The organism is Bradyrhizobium sp. 604_D8_N2_3 (assembly GCF_051810765.1).
Classification (GTDB): domain Bacteria; phylum Pseudomonadota; class Alphaproteobacteria; order Rhizobiales; family Xanthobacteraceae; genus Bradyrhizobium; species Bradyrhizobium barranii.
Genome location: NZ_JBPWPM010000001.1, coordinates 6,574,216 through 6,586,896 on the forward strand (window position 1 = coordinate 6,574,216; position 12,681 = coordinate 6,586,896).

Consider the following 12,681-nt stretch of genomic DNA (forward strand, 5'->3'; position numbering starts at 1 on the left):
AGACTGTCCGCGCGCAACAGCTCTGCATGATCGCCTGAAAATTGTCTTTTGCGTTCCCGCTGACGGCGTGTCGCGGGGATGACCTCAACCCGCCAACGTAACGATCAAAGGTCCATTTCGGGTTGCGATAACCGTGTGCTCGTACTGAACGGTTGGCGCCTCGGGGTTGCTGTAGAGCGTCCAAGGATCATCATCACCGTTCTCGGCCCACTCCGCGCCGAGCGACAGGAATGGCTCGACGGTGAACACCAAACCATCGCTCATGATGCGGCGCTCGGAGCGATCGGGCCATGTCGCGATCTCCGTCGGCTCCTCGTGGAGCGACAAGCCGACACCGTGACTGGCTAGGTTCTTGACGAGCATGTAGCCGTTTTTCCGCGCAAACGTCCCGATGGCCTGACCGATGCCGGCAATCGGTTTGCCGGCTCCGACCTGCCGCAGGCCCGTCCACATCGCCCGCCGACCATCCCTGCAAAGACGCTCGATCGAACGGGTCACGGGCGGAACGGCGAACGAGGCTCCCGTATCGGCAAAGAAGCCGCTCTTCTCGGCCGAGACGTCGATGTTGACGAGGTCGCCACGCTCGATCCGCCGGGCACCCGGGATGCCATGAGCGATCTCTTCGTTCACGCTGATGCAGGTTGCGCCAGGAAAGGCATAGGCCAGTTCCGGCGCCGAACGCGCTCCGGCGGCCTCAAGGAGCTCTCGTCCGATCCGGTCGAGTTCCGCGGTGGTCATGCCGGGCTCGAGGGCCTTCCCCATCGCCTCAAGGGCATTGGCGACGATACGCCCGACCTCTTTCAGGCAGATCAGATCGTTCTCATTCGAGATTGTCATATCAAGCTCTTGCGAAAGCCGGGACATAGCTGTTGCGATGCCGACTTGCAAACGGAAGAGCGCGCACAAGAATCCCGGATTATGCGGCGCCCTGGATCACTTCCAAGACCAGGCCGCGACAATCTGGCACGGTTGTTGCTCCTTTTTGACGTCCAAGACGCGTCAAACCGGGGGAGTCCACCATGTCGACCATCACCGCGGCACCTACCGCCGAGCCGAAGCCGCTCTACACCTCGCTGTTCGTCCAGGTCCTCGCCGCGCTGGTGCTTGGCGTCATCCTGGGGATGGCCGTTCCGGACTTCGCCATCGGGCTCAAGATCCTCAGCGACGCCTTCCTGAAGCTGATCTCGATGATCGTAGCCCCGATCGTGTTCTGCGTCGTCGTGCACGGCATTGCCGGTGCCGGCGACCTCAAGAAGGTCGGCCGGGTCGGCGTCAAGGCGCTGGTCTATTTCGAGGTGATGACGACGGTCGCCCTCGTGGTCGGTCTGCTGCTCGCCTATCTCTTCGGTCCCGGCCACGGCATGAACATCGATCCCTCGACGCTCGACGCCAAGGCGCTCAACACCTATGCCGACAACGCCCACAAGCTGTCCGGCGGCGGCATCGGCGCCTTCCTGATGAACGTGATCCCCAGCACCTCCTTCGATGCGCTGTCGCGCAACGACGTGCTCCAGGTGCTGTTCTTCGCGGTCCTGTTCGGTGTCGGCCTTGCGCTCGTCGGCGGCGAGAAGGGCGCGCTGGTCACATCGATCATCGACGCGGCCTCCACCGTGCTGTTTCGGGTCATGGGGCTGATCGTGCGGGTCGCGCCGCTCGGCGTGCTCGGCGCGGTCGCCTATACCGTCGGCAAATACGGTGTCGGCTCGCTGAAGCAGCTCGTTTCGCTGGTGATGCTGTTCTACGTCTCGGTCGGCATCTTCGTGCTGGGCGTGCTCGGCGGCGTGATGGCGCTCGCCGGAATCAACATCCTCAAATTCCTCGCTTACCTGCGCGAAGAGTTGACCATTGTGCTGGCGACCGCGTCCTCCGATGCCGTGCTGCCGCAGATCATGAAGAAACTGGAGCGGATGGGCGTGAAGGATTCCGTCGTCGGCCTCGTCATCCCGACCGGCTATTCCTTCAACCTCGACGCTTTCTCGATCTACCTGACGCTCGCCGTCGTCTTCATCGCGCAGGCGACCAACACGCCGCTGTCCTTCGGCGACCTTCTGCTGGTGCTCGGCGTCTCGCTGATCACGTCGAAGGGCGCGCACGGCGTGCCGGGCTCGGCGATCGTGATCCTGGCCGCGACGCTCAACGCGGTGCCGAGCATTCCCGCCATCGGCCTCGTGCTGGTGCTGTCGGTCGATTGGTTCATCGGCATGGCCCGCGCGGTCGGCAACCTCGTCGGCAATTGCGTGGCGACGGTGGTGGTGGCCGCCTGGGAAGGCGATCTCGACCGCGCCAAGGCGGCCAAGGTGCTGGAGGGCGGCGAACTGGTGGACGTGACCGCGGGATAGGCCGCGGATCAATCATTCCACTGGAGGAGCGGCGTTCCATACGCCCTCCTCCAGACCGACAGGAAGCGCGGAAACCAGGAGTGCGCCACGGCGCCCTTATAGGCCCAGGTGCGATACTTGAGCCCCTGCTCCGAGATCAGCTCCTGATAGCCGCCATGGACCTCGGTCGCGGTCCGAATGTCCTTCAATATCCCCTGCGCGCAAGCCCGATAGGTATCGCTCCCTGAGGCTTCATCAAAATCCAGCATCCGATCCGCGAATTCGACATTGAATGTCGGCCACGACGAGCGCCCCTGATAGGCCGGCGCCGCGATCTTGTGGATCATCTTGTTCCGTGGATTATCCGCGGACACCAGGAAGTGGAACGTGCTGGGGATGCGAAAGCGCGGCTCGGCGATGATCAGATCCGTCGTAGCCGCAAACAGCGCCCGCTCGCTGACATCGTTCATGTCCCAGAAGCCGCGATGCACGCTGACGAAATCCAAGGCCACCAAGGACACCGGTGCGCCCGCCGGGCCGTCAAGCGAATGCCTGATATGGCCGTCCTTGCCGAACAAACGGAGCAGATCTCGCTTGTACTGCGCAAGGTCGCGACCGAGCAGCCGCTTCAGTTCGTTCTCGTCGACGATCCCGAGCTGCACGCCCCACACAAACGTCGTGTAAACGCAGGCGTTGGTGACGAAGCGCCTGCGCTCGGCCCGCGTATCCGTTGCCGCAGAGCGAGGCCCGCCGGCATCGCACAGCAGATATCTGGTGCCATCAGTGTCAAATGGCTCCAGTTCGCTCGCAAGCCGGAGGATCGCGCGCTTCAGGTCTGCGCCATACTCGGCCAGCAACAGGCGGCCGGCATGTGCGCATTGCGACATCGCCAGATAGGAAGACGCTCTCTCGTCGGCACCTATCATCTGCTGGAGACCGGCGAGAATGCCGAGCAGCGTGTCCGAGGGGCGCGAGAAATAATTCACGCCGAGGTACCGCCCGCGTCCCGCAGGAACGATGGTCGTCGTGACCACGTCGGCGCGAACCGCCTGCAGCAAGAGGCGAACGCTCTTTTCGAGCAGGCGCGCCCGGCGCACTGCGTCTTGCGAATCCATGATGGTTTCGGGATCGAGAACGTCGGGATAAAACCAGGCGAAGTCGCGCGGGTAATAGGCGGAAGCATGTGGCGCCCCCGTGACGAGGAAGGCCTCGGTCACTGAAAAGGCGCTGTCCATCGAGTGCCGGTAGAGATCCTCGATGTCCGACAACGCATGATGCGATTGTCTCAGGAAGCGATCACCGAGAAAATTGAACGCCTGAAGCGCGTTGGCGACGAAGGTCGCAGCCATCCCCTGGTAGAACCGGTTTTCACGATGCGATGGAAAAGAGATGTCGCTGTTCATATGCGTCAATCGGCTGATGTCTCGTGACTCCGTGATGGCGGTCACCATTTTAAACATGACTGATTCGTATCTCTACCCGGTGACTTGCGGGCTTCGGGCTATCAGTTCGCGCCGGCACGGCCCTCCTGCGGCCTGAAATTCTCGATCACCCGCAGCAGCACGCGCGCGCCCGCGTTGGCATCGGCGAGCTCGACGTGCTCGTCCGGGTGGTGGCTGATGCCGCCGCGGCAGCGGACGAAGATCATGCCGACATCGGCGATATCGATCATCGCCATGCCGTCGTGCCCTGCCCCGCTCGGCAGCTCGAACACCGACGCGCCTTCGGCGGCGATCGCCTGCGCGATCTGGTCCTTCAGCCAGGGTGCGCAAGGCGCGGTGCGGTTCTCGTGAGTGACGTCGAGCTGAAGCGCCAATTGCCGGCGCTTGGCGATGGCCTCGATTTGCCGGACGACGTCGGCGACTGCGCGCTTGCGATGCATGTCGGTCGGTGCCCGCATGTCGATGGTGAACGACACTTCGCCCGGGATGACATTGGTCGCGCCGGGCCTCGCCTGGACATAGCCGACGGTGCCGACCAGCCCGTCCGCGTCGGTGCGGCAAAACTGCTCGATCGCGCCGATGCATTCGGCCGCGCCGGCGAGTGCATCGCGGCGCAGCGCCATCGGCACGGTGCCGGCGTGGCCGGCCATGCCGGTCAGCCGCGCAGCGAGCCGTGTCGCGCCCGCAATCGCAGTGACGACCCCGACGGGCAGGTTCTGGGCTTCCAGCACCGGGCCCTGCTCGATGTGCAATTCGAGATAGGCGAGCAGCTCGCGCCGTGCCCGCGCGGCCGCGCCGATGTGATCGGGATCGAGGCCGAACGCGACGAGCGCATCGCGCATCGACACGCCGTCGCGGTCGCGCGTGTTCAGGACGCTCTCGTCGAAGGTGCCCGCCACGGCACGGCTTCCGAGCAGCGTCGAGGCGAAGCGCACACCCTCTTCGTCGGCAAAGCCGATCACCTCGATCGCGAACGGCAGGCGCTTGCCGCGACGGTTGAGATCGGCGACGCAGGCGATCGCCGTGATCACCCCCAGCGGCCCGTCCCATTTGCCGGCATCGCGCACCGTGTCGTAGTGCGAGCCGAGCATCAGGCAGGGCGCCCCCGCCTGCTCGCCTTCGTAGCGTCCGCAGACATTCCCGATCGCATCGAGATGCGCGCTCATGCCGGCTTCGCGCATCCAGCTCAGGATGAGGTCAGCGGCCTTGCGCAGCTCGCTGGTGAGATAGATGCGGGTGAGCTTGTCGCCGTCTTCCGAGATCGCGGCGAGCTCGTCGATCCGTCGCACGATCTCCTCGCCGAGCGATGCATTCTGAACGGCGTTACCAGCAACCATCTCGACGAGCTTCCCATCTCTTGGGACCGCGGCGGCGGTCCTGGCGGCGATCGATACAAGTTCGGTGCCAGCAAAAAATCACGACCGCGGTCCCGATCCGCGCGTGGGTAGCATGAATGCGGGTTGCCGGCAGTTCGTAGCTCCCGCCATGCACACACACGACCTGGCCTGCCTGCTCAACTCGATTGCATACAACTTCTATATTTTGCTCAAAAGTTAATCTGCCAGCTTGCTCGGCAGGATTCTGAAAATTTGTAAACACGATATTTTTCAATGGCTTCAGATCAATTGACCACGCGGTGGCCTCTGGCACGAAGCTTGCGACATCTATCCCCAGGCTCCGCCAGACCGGCGCGGCCGCGAGATTAAGGCGGGACATCCGCCAAGGGGAGCGAGCAATGGATTTCGGCAAGATTTCACGACGTTATTTGTTGCAGGGCGGCGCGGCCCTGACCCTCGGTGCGGCAGCGGGCGTCCGTCCCGCCTTCGCGGCCGATACCACCATCGGCTTCATCTATGTCGGCTCGCGTGACGACTACGGCTACAACCAGGCGCATGCGCAGGGCGCGGCGGCACTGAAGAAAATTCCGGGGCTGAAGGTCGTCGAGGAAGAGAAGGTGCCGGAGACCGACGCGGTCGAGAAGACGATCGAGTCCATGATCAACCTCGACGGCGCTACCCTGCTCTTCCCGACCTCGTTCGGCTACTACAACCCGCACATGATCAAGATGGCCACCAAGTTCCCGAAGCTGCGCTTCGAGCACTGCGGCGGCCTGTGGAGCGACAAGGATCCGAAGAACGCCGGCAGCTATTTTGGCTATATCGACGAGGCCCAGTACATTTCGGGCATCGTCGCCGGCTACACCTCCAAGAGCGGCAAGCTCGGCTTCGTTGCCGCCAAGCCGATCCCGCAGGTGCTGCGCAACATCAACGCCTTCGCGCTCGGCGCCAGGCTCGCCAACCCTAAGGCCACCACGCAGGTTATTTTCACGGGCGATTGGTCGATGCCGGTCAAGGAGGCCGAAGCCACCAACAGCCTGATCGATCAGGGCGTCGACGTACTCACCTGCCACGTCGACGGCCCGAAGACCATGGTGGAGAACGCGGCGCGGCGCGGCTCCTTCGTCTGCGGCTATCACACCAACCAGTCGCCGCTGGCGCCGAAGGCGTATCTCACCGGCGCCGAGTGGAATTGGGAAGCGCTCTATCCGAAGTTCGTCAAGATGATCGCCGCCGGCGAAAGCATCCCGAACTTCTATCGCGGCGGACTCAAGGAAGAGATCGTCAAGACCTCGCCCTACGGTGAGGCAGTCGCCGCCGAGGCGCGCAAGCACGCCGACGAGGTCAAGGCCAAATTCCTGTCGGCGGAGGGCTACGCCATCTTCAAGGGCGGGCTGGTCGACAACAAGGGCAAGACGGTGATCGCGGCCGGCACCGATCGCGGCCAGAAGGATCCTGAGCTGGAGAAGATGGACTACCTGGTCGAAGGCGTGATCGGAGCGACTTCGTGACAACGGAAGCCGCGGATTCCACTGAAGCGGCCGGGACAATTGCCTCGGCCGCCGGTCCCGGCTTTCTTCAGCGCCACGGCGCGACAATCGAATACATCCTGATCCCGGGTGCGGCGCTGGCCGGCGCGCTCGTGGTCTTCGGCATCTTCGTCGCGATGTTCGGCAAGAACCCGCTCGATCTCTATTTTTATATGTACTACGGCGCCTTCGGCACCTGGTTCTCCTGGCAGAATACGTTGACGCGTGCCGCGCCGCTGATCCTCACCGCGCTCTGCACCGCACTGCCGGCACAGCTCGGCATGGTCATCATCGGCGGCGAAGGCGCGCTCCTGATCGGCGCGCTGTCGGCGACCAGCGCCGCGCTAGCGCTTCAGGGCATGCCGCCGCTCGTCGTCCAAATTGCCATGGTTATCGGCGGCGTGATCGGGGGCGGCCTGTGGATCATGCTGTCCGGCGCGCTGCGCCAGTATCGCGGCGTCAACGAGACCATCTCGAGCCTGCTGCTCGTCTACATCGCGCTCGCGATCCTCAACCATCTCGTTGAGGGGCTGATGCGCGATCCCGCCAGCCTCAACAAGCCGTCGACGCGCGAGATCGGCGCCGCCAACATGATCGGCAGCATTCCCGGCACCGACGTGCATTGGGGCCTCGTCTTCGGCCTGATCGCCGCGATCGCCGCCTACATCCTGATCTATCACACCGTGTTCGGCTTCGCCGCGCGCGTCGCCGGCGGCAACATCCGCGCCGCAAAGATCGTCGGTCTCGGCGTCAGCAAGCTGATCCTGACCGTCTGCTTCCTCGCCGGCGGCGCCGCGGGCCTTGCCGGCATGGTCGAGGTCGCCGCGGTGCAGGGACGCACCAACGCCAACCTTGCGGCGGGCTACGGCTTCACCGGCATCCTCGTCGCGTTCCTCGCCCGGCAGAATCCCCTCGCGATCATTCCCGTCGCGATCCTGCTCGGTGGCATCAGCGCCAGCGGCGGCCTGCTGCAGCGCCGCCTCGGATTGCCCGACGCATCCGTTCTGGTGCTTCAGGGCATCATCTTCGTCTTCGTGCTGGCCAGCGACGCGCTTTACGGCCGCATTGGATTTTTGAAGGGAAAATCCTGAGATGGCAGACGGATCGATCGGACTCTGGACTGTCCCCCTTGCCGTGCTGGGCGGCGCCATCCGCGTCTCGACGCCGTTCCTGTTCGTGAGTCTCGGCGAATGCATCACCGAGCGCTCCGGCCGCATCAATCTCGGCCTCGAGGGCACGCTGGTGATGGGCGCGATGAGTGCCTACGGCATCTCGTATCTCACGGGATCCCCCTGGCTTGGCGTGCTCGCCGCCGGCATTACAGGTGCACTGCTGGGCGCATTGCACGCCGGTATCTGCTCGCTGCCGCGCGTCAACGATATCGCGGTCGGCATCGCGCTGATGCTGCTCGGCACCGGCCTTGCCTTCTATCTCGGCAAGCCGCTGATCGAGCCCACCGCGCCGCGCCTGCCCGCGATCGATTTTGGCTGGTGGAGCGACGTCCCGCAGGTTCGCGCCGCGCTGCGCGTCAACGTCCTGTTCCTGATCGGCGTCGCGCTCGCGCCGATCCTCTATTGGGCCTTCCGCACCACGCGCTGGGGCCTTTTGATCCGCACCGCCGGCGAGAGCTCCGACGCAGCGCGCGCGATGGGCCATTCCGTGTTGCTGATCCGCCTGCGCGCGACCATGGTCGGCGGCTTCCTTGCCGGCATCGGCGGCTCGTTCCTGTCGCTGTTCTATCCCGGAAGCTGGAACGAGGGCCTCTCCTCAGGCCAGGGCATCACGGCCGTGGCCCTCGTGATCTTCGCGCGCTGGGATCCTCTGCTCTGCCTGTGGGCCTCGCTCGCCTTCGGCGGTGCCGCGGCCCTGGGCCCTGCACTGCAATCGGTCGGCGTCACCTCCGGCTATCACCTCTTCAACGCCGCCCCCTACATCCTGACGCTGGCGATCATGATCATCACCTGCTCGCCGAAACGCACACTGACCGGAGCCCCGGCCGAATTGTCGATCACCCGTTAGAGAACGAAATCATGCCCGAGCGCTATATCAAGTCCGAGCCCTACGCGTGGCCCTACAATGGCGATCTCCGCCCCCAAAACACCGCGCTCGTCATCATCGACATGCAGACCGATTTCTGCGGCATCGGCGGCTATGTCGACAAGATGGGCTACGACCTCTCGCTGACGCGGGCGCCGATCGAGCCGATCAAGAAGCTGCTCGCGGCCATGCGCGCCCAAGGCTTTCACATCATCCATACCCGCGAGGGCCATCGCCCCGATCTCTCCGACCTTCCCGCCAACAAGCGCTGGCGCTCGCGCCAGATCGGCGCCGGCATCGGCGATCCTGGTCCCTGCGGCCGTATCCTGGTGCGCGGCGAGCCGGGCTGGGACATCATCGAAGAGCTCGCACCACTGCCGGGCGAGCCCATCATCGACAAGCCCGGCAAGGGCTCGTTCTGCGCCACCGACCTGGAGCTGATCCTGCGCGTGCGCGGCATCGAGAATATCGTGCTGACCGGGATCACCACCGACGTCTGCGTCCACACCACCATGCGCGAGGCCAACGACCGCGGCTTCGAATGCGTCCTGCTGCACGATTGCTGCGGCGCGACCGACAAGAGCAATCACGATCATGCCCTGAAGATGATCAAGATGCAGGGCGGCGTGTTCGGCGCGGTCTCGACGTCCGACGCCTTCATCGGAGCTATTTCGTGATCATCGGCGAATCGCCGCCGCCAGCAGGCGCCTTCGGCGTCGACGCAATCGCCATGACCATGCGCTTCGGCGACTTCCTCGCGCTCGACAATGTCGAGCTGAAGGTGCGGCCGGGCTCGTTCCACGCGCTCCTCGGCGAGAACGGCGCCGGTAAGTCGACGCTCGTCAAATGCATCATGGGCTATTACCACGCGACCGAGGGCGACATCCTCGTCGGCGGTCGCGAGCAGGCGATCGCAAATCCAAAGGACGCCCACGCGCTCGGCCTTGGCATGGTCTACCAGCATTTTACCCTGGTGCCAGCCATGACAGTCGCCGAAAACCTCGTGCTGGCCCGCGACGATGTGCCGGCCGTGGTGAACTGGCCGAAGGAGATGAAGGAGCTCGAGGCCTTTCTGGCGCGGATGCCGTTCAAGGTGCCGCTCGGCGCCAAGGTCTCCGACATCTCCGCCGGGGAGCGGCAGAAATGCGAGATCCTCAAGCAGCTCTATCTGAAGCGCCGCTTCCTGATCCTGGACGAGCCGACCTCGGTGCTGACGCCCGCGGAGGCCGACGAGGTGCTCGGCATGCTCCGCGACATGGTCGTCAAGGGCGAGCTGACCATCCTGATGATCACGCACAAGTTCCGCGAGGTCATGGCCTTCGCCGACGACGTCACGATCCTGCGCCGCGGCAAGCTCGCAGGTGCCGGCAAGATTTCCGAACTCACACCGGATGCGATGGCGCGAACCATGATCGGCGCCGAAGAACTGACCGTGCAGCCGCCGCGCACTGGCGAAGCCGGCCAGGCCCGGCTGGAATTGGCAAAAGTCCGCGCGCTCGACGACGCAGGCGCCATCGCCGTGCACGACGTCTCACTCACGGTCCGCGCCGGTGAGATCGTCGGCATTGCCGGCGTCTCCGGCAATGGCCAGCGCCAGCTGGTCGAGGTGTTGGCCGGCCAGCGCGAGCCAGAGGGTGGTGAAATTCGCGTCGCGGGCGATTCCTATCACGCCAGCCGCGAGGAGATGCGCCGCCACAAGATGTCGCTGCTGCCCGAGGAGCCGCTCAAGAACGCCTGCGTCGGCGGCATGAGCGTCGCCGACAACATCGCCTTCCGTGAATTCGACCGCGCGCCCTTCGCAAGCCTCGGCTGGTGGCTCAACCGCGGCGCCTTCCGGGACGATGCGAAGAAGAAGATCGTCCAGTACAAGATCAAGACCCGCACGCCCGATACGCCGATCGCGGCGCTGTCGGGCGGCAACGTGCAGCGTGCCGTGCTGGCGCGCGAGCTTGGCGGCAACGTCGAGGTGCTGATCGCGGCCAATCCCTGCTTCGGCCTCGACTTCGCGGCGGTGGCGCAGATCCACGCCGAGATCGTGGCCGCCCGCAACCGTGGCGCCGCCGTGCTGCTCGTCAGCGAGGATCTCGACGAATTGCTCGAACTCTCCGATCGGCTGGTGGTGATGTTCCACGGCGAATTCGTGTATGAAGCACGAACCAGCGAAGCCGATCTCACCGTGGTCGGCCGGCATATGGCGGGGCATTGACCAGGGACGAGCGATGAGCGGCGGATCCGAGCGCGACGAGCACTTCCTCCGCCTGTCCTTTACGGTCGCGCGCCGCTCCCTCACCCATGGCAACCATCCGTTCGGCTGCGTCGTCGTCGATGCCGCAGGCAAGGTACTGATCGAGACCGAGAACGGCTACATGCCCGATCACGACGGCACTGCGCATGCCGAGCGCCTCGCGGCCACGCAGGCCTGCCGTAGGTTCGACCGCGAGGTGCTGGCGAAGGCCACGCTCTATTCCTCCGCAGAGCCCTGCGCGATGTGTGCCGGCGCGATCTACTGGGCCGGGATCGGCCGTGTGGTCTACGGCCTCAGCGAGCACCGCCTGCGCGGCGTCACCGGCAACCATCCGGAGAACCCCACGCTCGATTTGCCGTGCCGCCAGGTCTTTGCCAGCGGCCAGCGGCCGACGGAGGTTGTGGGGCCGCTGCTCGAGGACGAGGCCGAGGCGCTCCACGGCGGCGTGTGGACGAAGTAGGCGCCGCCACATACTCAGCTTCGTAGCCTTCGTAGGGCGGGCAAAGCGAAGCGTGCCCAGCAATCCCAACCGCTCGGAGAGATGGTGGGCACGGCGCGTTGCGCCTTTGCCCACCCTACGCTCTCACAAACGCCGATGGAGCCGCGCGGACATGCGCGGCGCCATCGTTGTAGCTTGGAGACTCAGCCGATCAGAACTTCACAGTGACGCCACCGTACACCGTGGACTCGGTGCAGCTGTTGGTGCTCTGGCCGGTCGCGGCGACCGTGCAGACGCCGGGCATGGCGTTGTGGTCGAGGCCGAACTTGTTCTGCCAGTAGCGGTAGGCCACCCAGAGATCGACGAAGTGCGAGTACTTGTCACCCCAGGCGGCCTTCGAAGCGTCGAAGGTCAGGCGGATCGGTTCGCTGTTCAACTCGACCTTGGAAGCAGTGGAGAACCGGCCAGGGCCGGAGAGCGCAGGCAGGCCGTTCGAGTCGCCCTTCGCTCCATACCAGCCGGCGCGGCCGCTGATCGACCAGAACTGCATGTTCGGCGGCAGGAAGCCGAGGTCCATGTAGTAGTTGATTTCGACGGCCCAGGTCGGGTTGTAGCTGACATTGCCATCGGAGTTACAGCTCACACCCGGGAGGGGGCCAGCAAAACCGCTGCCGCACTGAGTGAAGGCGTTGTGGTTGGAGAATTCCCAGTACATCAAGGGCGCGACGTTGATGTAGCCCTTGTAAGGAAGATCGAAGGCGAACTGGAGACCGGCAACGACGTCCCGCTTCGCGGGCGCCAAGAAGGTGTTCTCAGAATTGCCATCCATACCGACTTCAAACGAAATGTTCTGCAGCGGCCCCGTGGTGAAGGCCTTGGTGTTGAAGAGCTGGTTCCAGCCGAAGGTCGAGCGGAACAGGCCGTAGATCTCGGTCGCGCCGGCGCAGTCGGCTGCACCGAAGGAGGAAGATAGACCAGGTGCGATACAGGGCGAAGCAGGGTCGTTATGGCCCGACTTGAACATCGAGATGGTGAAGAAGTTGGTGCCATAGGCCCAGAGGTCGAAGTGTGTGAACGAATAGACCTGCTTGGCGGTCGTACCGTTGATGCTGCCGTTCGGATTGACGCTCCACATGCCGGGGTCAGTGCCCTTAGGCATCCAGGAGAACGTGACGCGGTTGTCGATCACCAGGAAGAACGGGACGTCCGACGCTTTCTTGGCAGCCTTGACCGGCAGGTCCGCGGCCTGAGCCAGCCCACTGGTAGCGAGTGTAGCAATCGACAGCGCCGCGGCTGCGATTGCCTTGAAACGAAACGACATCCTGAATACCCCC

General features: G+C 64.4%; 11 protein-coding genes. 7 read left to right on the forward strand and 4 right to left on the reverse strand.

Annotated features, from left to right (window positions below; translation table 11 throughout):
• Nucleotides 1–84: 84 nt before the first annotated feature.
• Nucleotides 85–837 (reverse strand): type I methionyl aminopeptidase, encoded by a 753-nt coding sequence (gene map, locus AB7245_RS31570; protein ID WP_135215180.1) that lies wholly within the window; start codon nt 835–837, stop codon nt 85–87.
• 182 nt (nt 838–1,019) lie between these two features.
• Here map and AB7245_RS31575 point away from each other — a divergent pair, with 182 nt between their 5' ends.
• A complete protein-coding gene (locus AB7245_RS31575; protein ID WP_063982032.1) occupies nt 1,020–2,339 on the forward strand; it encodes a dicarboxylate/amino acid:cation symporter in 1,320 nt (439 codons plus the stop codon).
• A gap of 8 nt (nt 2,340–2,347) precedes the next feature.
• On the opposite strand, the gene AB7245_RS31580 is transcribed toward AB7245_RS31575, so the two are convergent.
• Both AB7245_RS31580 and AB7245_RS31585 read right to left on the reverse strand, forming a co-directional pair.
• Nucleotides 2,348–3,721 (reverse strand): hypothetical protein, encoded by a 1,374-nt coding sequence (locus tag AB7245_RS31580; RefSeq protein ID WP_439035770.1) that lies wholly within the window; start codon nt 3,719–3,721, stop codon nt 2,348–2,350.
• Between the two features lie 101 nt (nt 3,722–3,822).
• Nucleotides 3,823–5,097 (reverse strand): allantoate amidohydrolase, encoded by a 1,275-nt coding sequence (locus AB7245_RS31585; protein ID WP_439035358.1) that lies wholly within the window; start codon nt 5,095–5,097, stop codon nt 3,823–3,825.
• 398 nt (nt 5,098–5,495) lie between these two features.
• On the opposite strand from AB7245_RS31585, the gene AB7245_RS31590 reads away from it, so the two are divergent.
• From AB7245_RS31590 to AB7245_RS31615, 6 genes are read left to right on the forward strand one after another with little or no spacing between them, the layout of a single operon-like run.
• Nucleotides 5,496–6,608, forward strand: coding sequence for a BMP family ABC transporter substrate-binding protein (locus tag AB7245_RS31590; protein ID WP_439035359.1), 1,113 nt, complete (start codon nt 5,496–5,498; stop codon nt 6,606–6,608).
• Nucleotides 6,605–7,717 carry an ABC transporter permease gene (locus AB7245_RS31595; protein ID WP_439035360.1) on the forward strand — a complete coding sequence of 371 codons (1,113 nt, stop codon included), beginning with the start codon at nt 6,605–6,607 and terminating at the stop codon, nt 7,715–7,717. Before AB7245_RS31590 ends, AB7245_RS31595 begins: the two co-directional genes overlap by 4 nt.
• A 1-nt stretch (nt 7,718) precedes the next feature.
• Nucleotides 7,719–8,645, forward strand: a complete 927-nt coding sequence (locus AB7245_RS31600) for an ABC transporter permease (protein WP_439035361.1) — start codon at nt 7,719–7,721, stop codon at nt 8,643–8,645.
• An 11-nt stretch (nt 8,646–8,656) separates the two neighbouring features.
• On the forward strand, nt 8,657–9,340 hold the full coding sequence (biuH, locus tag AB7245_RS31605) for a biuret amidohydrolase (RefSeq protein ID WP_354096633.1): 684 nt from the start codon (nt 8,657–8,659) through the stop codon (nt 9,338–9,340).
• Nucleotides 9,337–10,869, forward strand: coding sequence for an ABC transporter ATP-binding protein (locus AB7245_RS31610; RefSeq protein WP_439035362.1), 1,533 nt, complete (start codon nt 9,337–9,339; stop codon nt 10,867–10,869). The genes biuH and AB7245_RS31610 overlap by 4 nt, the downstream gene beginning before the upstream one ends.
• Before the next feature lie 13 nt (nt 10,870–10,882).
• Nucleotides 10,883–11,368: a nucleoside deaminase gene (locus tag AB7245_RS31615; RefSeq protein ID WP_439035363.1), complete on the forward strand. Its 486-nt coding sequence runs from the start codon at nt 10,883–10,885 to the stop codon at nt 11,366–11,368.
• Nucleotides 11,369–11,558: 190 nt separating this feature from the next.
• On the opposite strand, the gene AB7245_RS31620 is transcribed toward AB7245_RS31615, so the two are convergent.
• Nucleotides 11,559–12,668, reverse strand: a complete 1,110-nt coding sequence (locus AB7245_RS31620; RefSeq protein ID WP_439035364.1) for a hypothetical protein — start codon at nt 12,666–12,668, stop codon at nt 11,559–11,561.
• Between the last annotated feature and the right edge of the window lie 13 nt (nt 12,669–12,681).